Origin of the sequence: Pseudomonas fortuita, assembly GCF_026898135.2 — a bacterium.
Classification (GTDB): Bacteria; Pseudomonadota; Gammaproteobacteria; order Pseudomonadales; family Pseudomonadaceae; genus Aquipseudomonas; species Aquipseudomonas fortuita.
In genome coordinates, this window is the sequence record NZ_CP114035.2 from 2,304,142 (window position 1) to 2,317,441 (window position 13,300).

Below are 13,300 nucleotides of genomic sequence, written 5' to 3' on the forward strand. Positions count from 1 at the left end.
GGTTGGCCTCCTTACTGGACGCTTGGGCTGCAATTGGGGGTGACCGGCTGGCCGCTGATGACCTGGCGGGCGAAGGGGATCGAGTCCTTCAGCGAGGCATTCACCGTTTCGCTGTGGCCCAGGCCCTTGTAAAGGTGGCCCTGCACCACCGAGCCGGCCTTGCAGGCGTCCTGCATCAGCGCCACTTGGGTAGCGGCGGCGGGGGTCTTGTCCTCGGCGCCGGTGCCGATGAAGATCGGCTGGGCCAGTTTCAGGGTCGGGTACGACACCTGCGCCAGCCATGGCTTGAGCTGGTCGCCCTTGTAGTCTTTCTTGGCGTTGGCCGGGGTCAGGCCTGTGCCGACCACGTCGCTGACCAAGGCTGACAGGCAGCTGGTGCGCGCCTGCTCGAACAGCGGCAAGGCCTTGTCGGTGTAGAAGTCGCGCGGGTCGATGTTTGGGTCGTACTGCTGCGCAGCCAGCAGGGTGTAGAAGCCATAGGCCAGGGCCGGGTCGACCTTGTCCTGGTCTTGTTCACCGACATTCTTCGAGCCCACGGTGTAGATCACCCCCGTGCCGATACTGCCCTTGACGCCCAGCTTGGGCGCATAGGTCGCCGCATAGGCACCGGCGGCAAAGGCCCCGGCGCCGCCTTGCGACTGGCCAATGATCAGCACCTTGTCTGCCAGCCCTGGCACGCCGGCGACCACCGCCTTGGCCGCATCGAGAATGCCGTAGGCGGCCATGCGGTTGTTCAGCAGCGGGTGGCCACCCGGTACACCGAGGCCTTGGTAGTCGGTGGCGACGATGGCGTAGCCCTCATCGAGCCAGCGGTTGAGGTATTGCACATCGCGGTAGCTGCGGCCAGCCCAGGACGGTGCGCAGATATCTGCCACGCCGACGGTGCCGTGGCCCCAGCTGGCGACCGGCCAGCCGCCTGCCGGTGCCTGGCCTTTGGGAATGAACAGTGCGCCGGACACCACGATCGGGGTCTTGCCGTCGATACCATCCAGCGAGGTGTAGAGAATGCGTTGCGCGCTGGCTGCGTTGGGCAGGCTGAGTGCCTGGTCCAGCGGTTCGCTGCGCAGCAGTTTACCGGGCGTGCCGGGGATGGCCTTGCTCCAGGTGTAGAAGGCCGACACACGGCCATCGCCCTGCTGCGGATCAGGTTTGGGTGCGTAGGTTTCGGCGGCCATGGCACCGATGGACAGGGCCAGGGCGCTGAGGCCGAAGACGAGCGAAGCAGGCAGTTTCATGGGTAAGGCTCTCAAGGTTGTTGGCTGATCTGGGCGTCGAGGGACGGCCAGTAGTGGGTCAGTTGCAGGTCGATCAGCGCCTGGCGGGTAAAGCCTGTGGCCAGGTCGCTGGTAATGTCGTAGGGCGTGCGGATCAGCCGGTTGGCCAGGGCGTACTGGCCCAGGGCGTCGTAGTGGGCCTTGAGCTGGGCATCGCTTTTCGGTGCCCAGCGCGCCTTCCACACGACCGGGTCGTCATGGTCGTCCCGGCGCAGCACGCTTTCGCTCACACCGGCGCGCGAAGACAACCCGTAGTAGGCGTCGCGGTTCTGCTCCTGAGAAATCCACCAGGCGGCGCGCACCCAGGCGGTGGCCACCAGCTGCGTCAGGTCGGCGTGCTGCTGCACGAAGCGGTCAGTGCCCCACAGGTCCGACACCAGCCGCCAGTCGTTGGCGCCTTGCTTGGTCGACCAGAGGATGCGCGCCACGCCTTTGTCTTCCAGGGCATAGGCTTCGTTGAGCAGCACGGCAGCGTCGACCTTGCCGGCGGACACCGCAGCCGCGCCTACTTGCGGGTTGAGGTTGGCGATCTTGAAATCACTGAGTGCCAGGCCCTGGCTTTGCAGGAAATTGCTGAAGGCGAACTCCCATGGGCGGCCGCGGTGCAAAGCCAGGCGCTTGCCTTTGAGGTCCTGAATGCTGCGCACCGTCGAGTTGCTCGGTACTACCAGGTAGATGTTGTTGCCGCTGCCACCCGGTACCACCAGCTTGCCCGGCACCTGGCCGGCGCCGGCGATGACCGAGGGCAGGTCGCCGCGTACGGCAAAGTCCAGGCTGTCGTTGCTGAAGCCTTCGTTGATCTGCGGCCCGGCGCCGGCATGCGGCAGGGCGGTCCATTGCAGTTTCACGCCGCGGGCGGCCAGTTGCTGTTCCAGCCAGCCTTCTTCAATCACCCGCCCCGGGATGCCGCCGAACACCGGGGCGCCACCCTGGGTGAAGGCAACAATGGCGATGCGCACCGCCGCCGGTGGCTCGGCGGCCAGCGCAGTCAGGCTAAGGAACAGGCCGCCCAGCAGGGCGAGGGCATTACGCCAGGGATTGTTCATGTGCAGCTCCAGGCAAAGGTTCTACAGGCCAGGAGCGAAATGCATGCCAGCATGCCTTGAAGTGGCGCAAGCCCCCTATTTACAGGGCCTCCAGCCATGAGCACGTAGGTGTGCAAGGCAAGGTCTGCTGATCGGCGGGCAGGGGAGTGCTGACGGGTTGCTGCTGTGGCAGCAATCAGCTGCTGAAAATTTGAATATTCTTAATTCGAATATCTAAATATTAATTAATAATTTTTTGATCTAATTTGTTTCATGCACTATGGGCCTGCGCGTCAACTGCCAGGAATGCCCCTATGTCGCTGATCACCCACCCCAATGCCCGCGAGCTGACCAAGTCGGTACGTGCCACCGTGCTCGTGTTCAAGGACCCGCGCTCCCAGGAACTGCTCAGCCGCATCGAGCGCCTGGCGCCCAGCGAGGCCAACACCCTGATCATCGGCGAAACCGGCACCGGCAAGGAGCTGGTCGCCCGTCATATCCACCACCTTAGCCGCCGTGGGCGTGAGCCATTCGTGGCAGTCAACTGCGGTGCCTTTGCCGAAACCTTGGTGGAGAGCGAGCTGTTTGGCCACGAAAAAGGCGCGTTTACGGGCGCCACCAGTAACAAGGCTGGCTGGTTCGAGGCGGCTAATGGCGGCACGTTGTTCCTGGATGAAATCGGTGACCTGCCGCTGAACATGCAGGTGAAGTTGCTGCGGGTGCTACAGGAGCGTGAAGTGGTGCGCCTGGGTTCACGAACGCCAATTCCGATCAATGTCCGGCTGGTGGCGGCGACCAACGTCAACCTGGCCGATGCGGTGGTGGCGGGGCACTTTCGTGAAGACCTGTTCTACCGCCTGCATGTGGCGACGATTCGCTTGCCGCCGTTGCGCGAGCGGCCGGGGGACATCCTGCCGCTGGCGGAATTCTTCATCGAGGAACATTGCCGACGCCTGGGTTACGAGCGTGCTTCGTTGAGCCCGGATGCCGAACGCAAATTGCTGGCGCATAGCTGGCCGGGCAACATCCGCGAGCTGGAAAACGCCATTCACCATGCGTTGCTGGTGTGCCGGTATCAGGTGGTGGCGCCGGCGGACCTGCACCTGGTCGATATGCGGCCACAGGTGGCGGCGCCTGCGGCCCATGCGTATTTGCCGGCAGCGAGCGCGGCACCGCCTGACCTGGAAAGCGCGTTGCTGGCGTTGTTCGAGCAGAACGTGCCGAATTTGTATGAGCATATTGAGGAGACGGTGTTCAGGGCGGCGTATCGGTATTGCCACGGCAACCAGTTGCAGACAGGGCGGTTGCTGAACATCAGCCGCAACATCGTGCGGGCGCGGCTGGAGAAGATTGGCGAACTGTCGAAGGCTTGATTTGCTTGTCTTGGGGCCGCACAGCGGCCCGAAAGTGGCTTGGTTATTTGATGAAGCGCACCTGGCTGATGATCTTCTCGATCACTGCCCCTTTACGTTCGTTGAAGCGGGCCTTGTTCTGCTCGAACAGGTTGTTGCCCTTGGTATCGATGGAGATGATCAGCGGCCCGAGCTCGCGAACACGGTTCACCCAAAGGGTCTCCGGCATGCCCAGGTCCTGCCACTCCGCACGCTCTACTATCGATGTGGCCATTCGCTTTGGTGAGCTGCCTGATTCGCGCCTGATCGCGCGCAAGATCGCTGCCAACCGCCGCCGGTTATGCGCGGCGCCCGCTTACCTGGAGGCCCACGGCACCCCTGAAGCACCAAAAGACCTGGCCAGCCACAACTGCATCGTGTTGCGCCAGAACGATGCCGCGTTCGGCATCTGGCGGCTCAGCCGTGGCAAGCAGAGCGAGTCGGTGAAAGTGCGCGGCAGCCTGAGCACAAACGATGGCGAGGTCGCCCTGAACTGGGCCCTCGATGGGCAAGGCATCCTGATGCGGGCCGAGTGGAACCTGGCTGACCACCTGCGATGGCGCATCGTCAGCTCAGCGTTCTTGGGCCTGGCCGAAGACCTTGGTTTCCCATGACCGCTGCGCAAAGCAATTGCGAAATCCGGTCAGACTCAGGTTAAATGAGAGTCATTATTAAAGACGTTCTCATCGGTTCTACCATGTCCTGTGCTGACCCTTCCCTGCAAAAAGCCGTGCACACGCTTTACGAGGACCACCATGCCTGGTTGTGCGGGTGGCTGCGCCGCAAGCTCGGGTGTGCGGAGCATGCGGCCGACCTGGCCCAGGACACGTTCATGCGGGTACTGACCCTGCGCAAGGCGGCCGAGCTGCAACAGCCACGGGCTTATCTGAGCAGTATTGCCCGCAGCCTGATGATCGACATGTTTCGGCGGCGTGCCGTGGAGCAGGCCTACCTGGAAACCCTCGCGGCACGGCCTGAGCCTGTAGAAGTTTCGCCGGAGGCGCGCCTGCTGATCATCGAGACCCTGCTGGAAATCGATCGGCTACTCGACGGGCTGGGCTCGCGTACCCGCGAGATCTTCCTCATGGCCCAGCTCGATGGCTTGAGCTATGTGGAAATTGCGCGGCGCCTGGATGTTTCGCTCACTACTGTCAAAAAGCATGCAGTGCGGGCGCTGACTCATTGCCTGATGCTGGCCGAGGCCTGAACCATGGCGGCCGAACCATTGGACCGCGATACACTGGAGGCTGCCGCACGCTGGTATGTCGAGCTGCGCTGCGGGGCGGATGACACCCTGCGAGCGGCGCACCAGCGCTGGTTGTCGAGTAACCCGCAACACTTGCTGGCCTGGGAGCGCCTGGCACGCTTGCAGGGCAAGCTGGCGCAGGTTACGCCCGGCATTGCACGGCCGACGTTAACCAGTGCCAGGGCCAAGCGACGTGAGGTCCTCAAGGTGCTTTCAGTGCTGCTGGTCGGGAGCGCGACAGGGGGGGTGGTGTTGCAGGATGGCATCGTTGCACGGTTGACAGCCGATGTGCGCACAGGCGTTGGCCAGCAGCGTTCGTTGCGGCTGGACGATGGGACCCAGTTGCGCCTGAACACCGACACTGCTGTTGATATTCGCTACAACGGCGAGTGGCGGGCCCTTGAGTTGCTCAAAGGAGAGATTCTGGTGCAAACCGCCTCGGATGCATTGTCTCGGCCTTTCGTCGTGCATACCGGGCAGGGTAGCGTCCGCGCACTCGGTACGCGCTTCATCGTGCGCTGCGACAACGACCTTGTGCGGGTCTGTGTATTGCAGCATGCCGTGGAGGTGCGCAGTGCACTTGCCTTGGCGTCTGTGCGGGTAGAGGCCGGGCAACAGCTGGAATTCAGCGCGGGGAAAACCGGCAACGTGACACCGCTAGCGGCGATGGCAGACGCCTGGTCCCGCGAGATGTTGATCGTGGATGACTGGCGCCTCGCCGATGTTGTCAGCGAACTGCAGCGGTATCGGCCCGGGTACCTGGGCTGTGATGAGGCCGTGGGTGGGTTGCGACTGTCCGGGGCGTTTCACTTGGGCGACATCGATATCGTCCTGGAAAACCTCACGACCACGCTGCCTGTGCGCATTCGTCGCTTCAGCCGCTACTGGACGCGCGTCGAGGCTGCCTGAAGCCTGATGCCGGTAGTTGAGCATTTTAGGGCCGCAACGCGGCCCCAGGATGCTTGATTGAGTGTCGTGGCCTTAAGGCTGGCGATTTTTTTGCCTGGGGGGGTTATCGATTGTCGTTCTCGTTCGACTTGTAGGTAGACGCGCACCAAGCGCAATGAAAACACTGCCGCAGGGCGAAAGGAAACCGCATGCTCGCTGTCAACGATTGCAACCGCATCCTCTTGATCAACTCGACCAAAACCAGACTGGCGCGTGCCGTGAATCGCGCAATGTTCAGTGTGGTGCTGGCGACGCCATTGGCAACGCTGATGGTGGCCAGCCCTGCCATTGCCCAAAGCCAGGCCGAAACTTCGTTCGATATTGCCGCCGGCCCCCTGGCCACGGCGCTTACGCAATTTGCTTCGGCTGCGGGAGTGACGGTGTCCTTCGAGCCGTCATCGGTGCAGGCACTGAAGTCGCCCGGCCTGCATGGCCGCTACAGCTCCGATGCCGGCCTGCGCCAGTTGCTGGCGGGTAACCGGTTGCAGGTGTTGAAGCAGGCCAATGGCAGCTACTCGCTGCTGCCCATGGTCGGTGACGATTCGACCCTGCAGCTTGATACCACCAGCATCACCGGTGCGGCTGCGGAGTCCGCCTATGGGCCCGTGAATGGCTACGTTGCCAGCCGCAGTGCCACCGGGACCAAGACTGACACGCCCATCCTGGAGATCCCTCAGGCCATCAACGTGATCACCGCCGACCAGGTACAAGCCCAGGGCGCGCGCAACCTGACCCAGGCGCTGCGCTACACCCCGGGCCTGGCCACCGGCGGCTTTACCGATCGCAACAGCATTGCTGACGAAATCACCAGCCGCGGGTTTGCTCCGACCCCGCTGTACCTGGACGGCGCATACCTGCCGTACGCCGGTAGCCTCGGGGGTGCACCCCAGATCGACCCCTACACGCTGGAGCGTATCGAAGTACTCAAAGGCCCATCTTCGGTGCTGTACGGGCAGAACCAGCCGGGTGGGTTGATCAACATGGTTTCCAAGCGCCCCACCCGCGAGCCGCGTAGCCAGGTGAAGCTTGGCGCTGGCAGCTACAACCGGGTCAACGGCGCCTTCGATACCAGCGGCCCGCTGGACGAGCAGAAGGTCTTTACCTATCGCCTGGTCGGGGTTGCCGACAAAGGCAACGAAATGGTCGCTCACTCGCATAGCGAGCGCTTGTTGCTGGCGCCGAGCCTGACCTGGGCGCCAAACGAAGACACGTCCCTGACGCTGCTCGCCCAAGTGCAGCGTGATGATGGCCTGCCCGATTATCAGACGTTGCCGATGATCGGCTCGCTCAAGCGTGGCCCGACAGGCCAGCATATCGACCGCGACTTCTTTTCGGGGGACTCGCGGTACAACGATTACAAGCGCAACCAGTACATCTTCGGCTATGACTTCAGCCACCGTTTCAATGACGAGCTGGCATTCAGATCTACCGCGCGCTACACCGACGTACGAGACCGCTACAAAGGCTTTTACCTGCGCAGCTTCGTGACAGAAGGTGATGTGGTCGACTACACCCGCGCCAACCGGGTCAAGCTTGACTGGCGTCAGCACAACATCGCCTACACCCTCGATAACAACCTGGAGTACACCTTTGACACGGGCGCACTGCGGCACACCTTGCTGGCCGGCGCGGACTACCGTCACTTCTCGCGCAAGTACGATGGTTACAACGCCTACAACGTGTTGCCGGTCGACCTGTATGGCAAGAACAACTACCCCACCAGCAACGTAACGCCGGTGCTGGATACCCGTTGGGACAATACACTGCGCCAGACCGGGGTCTACGTGCAGGACCAGATCAAGCTGGATAACTGGATCCTGACGGTAGGCGGGCGCCAGGACTGGGCGGAAGTCGACAACAAGGATCTGCTGGCGCACAGCATTGCCTCCCAACGCGACAGCAAGTTCACCGGGCGCATCGGCCTTACCTATGTCACCGAGTTTGGCCTGGCGCCGTATGTCAGCTATTCGCAGTCGTTCTTGCCAACCGTGGGCACGGCAGCGCCCGAGCGCGGTGGCAAGGCGTTCGAGCCAAGCGAAGGCGAGCAATACGAGGTGGGGCTGAAGTATCAGCCTGTCGACGGGACCTTGTTCACGGCGTCGGTGTTCCAGGTGAAACAGAAGAACATGCTGACCGGCGATACCGAGTACCCGCAGTACCAGACGCAAAATGGCGAGGTGCGCTCCCGTGGTGTGGAGCTGGAGCTCAAATCCAGCATCGAGAATGTCGATGTACTGGCCGCGGCCACCTACATCGACTCGTTCTATACCAAAAGCACCTATGGCGACCAGGGCAACCGCAATGAGGCGCAGGCCCCGGTGTCTGCCACATTGTGGGTGGATTACCACTTCACCCAGGCCACCCTCAATGGCCTGACCTTTGGCGCCGGGGCACGTTATACCGGCCGCAAACAGGGTAACTCGGCCAATACCTTCGAAGTACCGGCCTACGCCGTGTATGACGCTACCGTCAGCTACGACCTGGCCAAGCTCGACCCAAGCCTGCGTGGCCTGCAGGCCAGCGTGAATGTTCAGAATATTTTCGATCGCGAGTACGTTTCTGACTGCAACTACGCGTTTGGCTGCTATTACGGACAGGAGCGGGTTGCGTCGGTAGAGCTGACCTACGACTGGTGATCAAGCCCCCGCGCCACGCGGTATACTCCGCGCCATTTTGCCAATGGCGGGAGAACGCTATGCGCCAGGTTTTGCTCATCGTCGATGTCCAGTCCACCTTCAGCCCGCCCGAGTGGCTGGTCGATGGCTTGCGACGGTTGTCAGCGAACATCCCTACCGTTGCCTCGGTCGAGTTGCACGACGAACAGGTCACGCCGTTCGAACGGCAGCTCGGCTGGCACCCGGCTGCCGAGGACGAAAGCCTGGTCGAAGCCGACCAGGTGTTCGTCAAGCATGGCTACGGGCAAAGCGCCGAAGCCATCGAGTACATCAGGCAACTGGGTGTGGAGCGCGTGCTGGTGTGTGGGCTGCAGACCGAAACCTGTGTGCTGGCCGCCGGCTTTGCCCTGTTCGATGCGGGGCTGACGCCCACCCTGGTGACGGACATGACGGTTGGGTCTTCACTGGACCGGTCGGCCAAGCTGGGGATCCAGCTGTGGCAGCATCACTTTCGCCACGTCACGACCTCGGCTGAAGTGCTGGCCGAACTGGCGGGACAACGCTAAGACCTGCAGTGCCAGATCATCGTGCAGGCAGGCTAGTCTGTCAGTCCTGTGGGAGCGGGCTTGCCCCGCGAACACCGGCAAAGCCGGTGCCATGCAGCGCACGGTCCCCCTCGCGGGACAAGCCCGCTCCCACAATGGCTGGGCGCTGGTTCACCGCCCTGTCAGAAGTCCCAGCGGGTCGTGACCATCAGGTTGCGTGGTTCGCCGTAGTACGTGGTATCGAAGTTTCCAAGCCCGGTCAGGTAAACCTTGTCGAACACGTTGTTGGCATTGACCGTGAAGCTCAAGTGCTCGCTGTACTGATAGCGGGCCATCAGGTCCACCAGTGTGTAGCCGCCTTGCTTGATGCGGGTATAGTCGTTGGCGATCGGGCTGTAGATATTCCCGTAGAAGCCGCTCTGCCAGCGCAGCCCACCGCCCACGGTCAGCTGGTCGAATGCGCCAGGCAGGCGGTAAGTATTGAACAGCCGTACCACGTGCTCGGGCTTGGTGGTTGCCAGTGGGAAGCCGAAAATCCGTTGGTCGTCGGCATCGCGGGTACGGGCGTAGGTGTAGCCGGCGGTGACGTTCCAGCCGGGTGCCAGTTCGCCGGCCAGCTCCAGTTCGACGCCCTTGGTGGTGGCGCCGTCGATGGCTTTGTAGATGCCTTCGTTGGTCACCGGATTGGTGCCGATATTGGAAGCGACGTTGTCTTGCTCGATGCGGAAGAACGCCAGGGTGCCGTTCAGCCTGCCGTCGTACCAGGCAGCCTTCAGCCCGGCTTCATAGCCGTCGCCTTCGACGGGAGCGAGGGTGGCGCCGTTGATGTCCTTGTAAACCTGCGGCTGATAGATCGACGTGTAGCTGGCATACACCGAGTAGGTGTCGTCCAGGTCATAGACCACGCCCGCATAGGGGGTGACCACACCGTGTTCCTTGTAGCTTGCGTGGGTGTCGCTCAACGAAGACGTTGGGTAATAGTCCTGATCATCGTTGTACTTGAAGGTGCTGACCCGGGTGCCGAGAATGACCGAGAGCTTGTCGGTCGGCCTCAGGCGGGTGGCCACATAGGCGCCATTCTGGCTTTGCGTGGTGGTGTAGTCGCCGTTTTTCGGGAAGTTCTGCTCCGGCAGTTTGCCGTTCCAGTCGAAGATGGAGCCGGGCACCATGGCGAACGCGCTGGCGTCGTAGGTATCGCCGGTCTGCTTCGAATGCGAGGTCATGAAGCCTGCCACCAGGTCGTTCTCACGGCCGAACAGGGTGAACGGGCCGGATATATTCACGTCTGCGGTGTTTTGCACGCGGTGACCTTCCCAACGCCCCCAGTACAGGAACATGCCCTCGCCGGTTGCCGGGTTTGGGTTGCCGCCGCTGGCAGACGCCAGGCGCGTATCATGGTCGCTGATCATGTGGTTGAGGCTGAGCTTGACCTTCCAGTCGTTGGCCAGGGCCTGCTCCAGCGAGGTGAAGTACGTGGTTGACTCGAAGTCGCGACGGCTCCAGTCTGCCGCCGGGTTGTGCGAACGCGAGAAATCGGTGCGGCTGCCGTCGGAAAAGTAAGTCGGGTTACCGGTCCACGACGACCCACGCGGAGTCGTGGTCTGGTTGTCGATGCCGAAGGTGAGCAGGGTGTCGGGTGTCAGGTCGGCTTCAAGAATGCCGTAGTAAACATCCTTTTTCTGCTTGTAGTGGTCCAGGTACGACTTGCGGTCCTGGTAGGCCCCCACCAGGCGGCCACGTACGCTACCGCTGTCGTTGAGCGAACCCGAAATATCACCTTCGGTACGGTAGTTGTCCCAGGACCCCGCGCTGGCGGTGATCGACGCCTTGAAGTCTTGAGTGGGCTTCTTGCGCACCAGGTTGACCGTCGCCGAGGGGTCGCCAGAGCCGGTCATCAGGCCGGTGGCACCCTTGATCACTTCGATGCGGTCGTAGGGCGCCATGTCGACGTGGGTCACGCCCTCATCGTAAACGCCGTCGTAAATGGTATTGATGCCATCGTACTGGTAGTTGGTGATGGCAAACCCGCGTGCGGAGTACTCCATGCGTTCGCTGTCGTACGCCTGGACCGAAACCCCGGGCGTGTTGCGCAGCACGTCGCCGATGTCTTGCGAGCCGTGGTCGTCGATAACCTGGCGGGTGATCACGCTGACCGACTGCGGCGTTTCGCGCAGGGTCAGCGGCAGTTTGGTTGCGCTGGTAGAACCGCCGGTGGTGTAGGCGCCGGTACCCTCGGTGCCGTTACCCAGCCCCAGCGCATCGACGCGGCTGGGGGCCAACTCAAGCACATCCCCCTGTTGGGTGCTCAACAGCAGCGAGTAGCGCCCGTCGCTTTCCCGGGTGGCCTGCAACCCGGTGCCACTGAGCAGGATCTGCAAGGCTTGGTCGACGTCATAGCGCCCCTCAAGCGCAGGCGAACGTTTACCGCGCGTCCAGTGGGTGTCGAACGACAGCACGATGCCAGACTCGGCAGCGAACTGGGTCAGCGTTTCGCCAAGGTCGCCCTGTGGCAGGTGGTAGTCATGGGCTTGCGCAGCGCTGGCAGCGCCAGGCCCCGCGAGCAGTGCAGTCAGTAGCAGGCAGGTGCGCAGGCCTGGCGCAGTGAAAGGCCTGGGTTTGAAGCGGCAGGTCATCGTCGCGTTTCTCTGATAGGTAAAAGTCGGGATACCTATGAGTCGGATAAGCCCTGGCAAAGTGATCAGGCGCCCAGCATTTTTTTACGCCGCCGTGATGGTGACCCAGAAACGCGTACGCACCTGTACCTGCACCGGCAGCGACGTGGTCAGCGCGCGCAGGATCTGGTCGGTATCGTCGAGCCGGTAGGTGCCGCTGATACGCAGCCCTGCCACGGCTGGCGCGCAGCGCAGCCAGCCCGGGCGGTAGCGTGAAAGGTTGCTGATGAAGGCGTCGAGGCGCTGATCATTGGCAATCAGCAAGCCGCGGCCCCAGGCATCTGCGGCCAGGGGGACGGGTTCCAGCGCGGCGAAGCCTTGCTCATTGAAGCGACAACGCTCGCCACTGTTTACCAGCAGGGTCTGGCCCGAGCTCAGGGTTACACGGGCCTGCCGGGCAAATACCTCCAGGCTGCTGCCGTCATCGAACAGCCGCAGGGCAAAGCGGCTTTCGCCGGCTTCGACCGTGCCGTTTCGGGTGCTGACCCTGCAGTGCTGGCGCGCCGGCACAGCGACCATGACTTCACCTTGGCGCAGGCGCAAGCGCGCAGGGTCGAGCGCGTCATCCACATCGACCGCAGAGGCGGTATTGAGCATCAGCTTGGTGCCATTGTTCAGCATCAGCGAGCGCTGTTCGCCCACCCCGGTGCGCAGGTCTGCCAACACTGCAGACTGCTTGACCTCGCGGTACCCCCCCAGGCCCAGCGCGCCGCCGCCCAGCAGCAGCAAGCCTGCCTTGACCACCCGCCGACGGCTGGCGTTGCGGTCATGCGCTGCCAGCGCCAACACCCGTGCCGATGCCGGGTTTTCGCTTGCTGCCATGCGCGTTTGCAGGCGCTCGGCCTGCTGCCAGGCCCAGGCATTGACGGGCGTTGCATTCAGCCACAGTTGCCAGGCCGAGTAATCACTGGCCTGCACCTCACCGCTGTTGAGCTGGCTGAACCAGTGCGCGGCCTGGCGTAGCGAGGCCAGTTGCTCGGCGTTCAGGTTCATGCTCACTGGCCATGGCCAAGGCTGTAGATCATGCAGTGCTCGGCGGCCTTGGCAATGTAGCGGCGCACGCTGACTTCGGAAACACCCAGCTGGATGGCGATGTGCTTGTAGGGCATGCCGTCGATCTGCGAAAGCAGAAATGCTTCACGTACCTTGGGCCCGAGCGAAGCCAGCATGGCGTCGAGTTCGAACAAGGTTTGCAGCAAGGCCAAACGTTGCTCTGGTGAGATGTCCAGTGCTTCGGGTTGCTCGGCGAGCACCTGAAGCCAGGCCCTTTCCAGGTGCACCCGGCGCAGGTGATCGATCATCAGGCGGCGAGCGATGGTCGCCAGGTAGCCTTTGGGTTCGCGTACGGCGGCGAGCTTGACGGCGGCGTCGGCGGCAGACATGACACGCACGAACACATCCTGGACCAGGTCCGCTGCCAGGTGGCTGCAGTTCACCCGCGGTTTCAGCCAGTTATGCAACCATTTGCTCTGGGCCCGGTACAGCTGGCTGACTTGAGAAGTGAACGCTACATCCGGGATGCTCATCCGTGCCGCCTGAAAATGCTTGCAAATGTTAATGGTTCGCATTTTAGGCAGAGTGTTT

At 62.5% G+C, this 13,300-nt stretch carries 10 protein-coding genes and 2 pseudogenes; 6 read left to right on the forward strand and 6 right to left on the reverse strand.

The window, feature by feature from the left end; genetic code table 11:
- Positions 1–11: 11 nt before the first annotated feature.
- Positions 12–1,235 carry a lipase family protein gene (locus tag OZ911_RS10555; protein WP_268968646.1) on the reverse strand — a complete coding sequence of 408 codons (1,224 nt, stop codon included), beginning with the start codon at positions 1,233–1,235 and terminating at the stop codon, positions 12–14.
- 11 nt (positions 1,236–1,246) lie between these two features.
- Positions 1,247–2,320: an ABC transporter substrate-binding protein gene (locus OZ911_RS10560; RefSeq protein WP_023047919.1), complete on the reverse strand. Its 1,074-nt coding sequence runs from the start codon at positions 2,318–2,320 to the stop codon at positions 1,247–1,249.
- A 293-nt stretch (positions 2,321–2,613) separates the two neighbouring features.
- On the opposite strand from OZ911_RS10560, the gene OZ911_RS10565 reads away from it, so the two are divergent.
- The gene (locus tag OZ911_RS10565) at positions 2,614–3,672 is read left to right on the forward strand and encodes a sigma-54 interaction domain-containing protein (protein WP_016486053.1); all 1,059 of its coding nucleotides are present in this window, start codon (positions 2,614–2,616) and stop codon (positions 3,670–3,672) included.
- A gap of 43 nt (positions 3,673–3,715) precedes the next feature.
- On the opposite strand, the pseudogene OZ911_RS10570 reads toward OZ911_RS10565, so the two are convergent.
- A pseudogene (locus OZ911_RS10570) lies at positions 3,716–3,910 on the reverse strand (L(+)-tartrate dehydratase subunit beta); the annotation flags it as partial.
- 1 nt (position 3,911) lies between these two features.
- On the opposite strand from OZ911_RS10570, the pseudogene OZ911_RS10575 reads away from it, so the two are divergent.
- The 5 genes and pseudogenes from OZ911_RS10575 to OZ911_RS10595 all read left to right on the forward strand — a co-directional run.
- Positions 3,912–4,247: pseudogene (locus tag OZ911_RS10575) on the forward strand (LysR substrate-binding domain-containing protein); the annotation flags it as partial.
- A 140-nt stretch (positions 4,248–4,387) separates the two neighbouring features.
- Positions 4,388–4,897, forward strand: coding sequence for a sigma-70 family RNA polymerase sigma factor (locus OZ911_RS10580; RefSeq protein ID WP_023047921.1), 510 nt, complete (start codon positions 4,388–4,390; stop codon positions 4,895–4,897).
- Positions 4,898–4,900: 3 nt separating this feature from the next.
- Positions 4,901–5,845, forward strand: a complete 945-nt coding sequence (locus tag OZ911_RS10585) for a FecR domain-containing protein (protein ID WP_023047922.1) — start codon at positions 4,901–4,903, stop codon at positions 5,843–5,845.
- 188 nt (positions 5,846–6,033) lie between these two features.
- Positions 6,034–8,520 (forward strand): TonB-dependent siderophore receptor, encoded by a 2,487-nt coding sequence (locus tag OZ911_RS10590; protein ID WP_023047923.1) that lies wholly within the window; start codon positions 6,034–6,036, stop codon positions 8,518–8,520.
- A 59-nt stretch (positions 8,521–8,579) separates the two neighbouring features.
- Entirely contained in the window at positions 8,580–9,065 is a 486-nt protein-coding gene (locus OZ911_RS10595) for an isochorismatase family protein (RefSeq protein ID WP_016486059.1), read from the forward strand.
- Between the two features lie 161 nt (positions 9,066–9,226).
- On the opposite strand, the gene OZ911_RS10600 is transcribed toward OZ911_RS10595, so the two are convergent.
- The 3 genes from OZ911_RS10600 to OZ911_RS10610 form a co-directional block, all read right to left on the reverse strand.
- Positions 9,227–11,677, reverse strand: a complete 2,451-nt coding sequence (locus OZ911_RS10600; protein WP_070086549.1) for a TonB-dependent siderophore receptor — start codon at positions 11,675–11,677, stop codon at positions 9,227–9,229.
- 84 nt (positions 11,678–11,761) lie between these two features.
- Positions 11,762–12,709, reverse strand: coding sequence for a FecR domain-containing protein (locus OZ911_RS10605; protein WP_016486061.1), 948 nt, complete (start codon positions 12,707–12,709; stop codon positions 11,762–11,764).
- A 2-nt stretch (positions 12,710–12,711) separates the two neighbouring features.
- A complete protein-coding gene (locus OZ911_RS10610; protein WP_023047927.1) occupies positions 12,712–13,242 on the reverse strand; it encodes a sigma-70 family RNA polymerase sigma factor in 531 nt (176 codons plus the stop codon).
- Positions 13,243–13,300: the final 58 nt, after the last annotated feature.

Excerpts from the sequence above, each read along its gene's own strand:
- OZ911_RS10555 (WP_268968646.1), bottom strand. The coding sequence starts at position 1,235 with ATGAAACTGCCTGCTTCGCTCGTCTTCGGCCTCAGCGCCCTGGCCCTG.
- OZ911_RS10560 (WP_023047919.1), bottom strand. The coding sequence starts at position 2,320 with ATGAACAATCCCTGGCGTAATGCCCTCGCCCTGCTGGGCGGCCTGTTC.
- OZ911_RS10565 (WP_016486053.1), top strand. The coding sequence starts at position 2,614 with ATGTCGCTGATCACCCACCCCAATGCCCGCGAGCTGACCAAGTCGGTA.
- OZ911_RS10580 (WP_023047921.1), top strand. The coding sequence starts at position 4,388 with ATGTCCTGTGCTGACCCTTCCCTGCAAAAAGCCGTGCACACGCTTTAC.
- OZ911_RS10585 (WP_023047922.1), top strand. The coding sequence starts at position 4,901 with ATGGCGGCCGAACCATTGGACCGCGATACACTGGAGGCTGCCGCACGC.
- OZ911_RS10590 (WP_023047923.1), top strand. The coding sequence starts at position 6,034 with ATGCTCGCTGTCAACGATTGCAACCGCATCCTCTTGATCAACTCGACC.
- OZ911_RS10595 (WP_016486059.1), top strand. The coding sequence starts at position 8,580 with ATGCGCCAGGTTTTGCTCATCGTCGATGTCCAGTCCACCTTCAGCCCG.
- OZ911_RS10600 (WP_070086549.1), bottom strand. The coding sequence starts at position 11,677 with ATGACCTGCCGCTTCAAACCCAGGCCTTTCACTGCGCCAGGCCTGCGC.
- OZ911_RS10605 (WP_016486061.1), bottom strand. The coding sequence starts at position 12,709 with ATGAACCTGAACGCCGAGCAACTGGCCTCGCTACGCCAGGCCGCGCAC.
- OZ911_RS10610 (WP_023047927.1), bottom strand. The coding sequence starts at position 13,242 with ATGAGCATCCCGGATGTAGCGTTCACTTCTCAAGTCAGCCAGCTGTAC.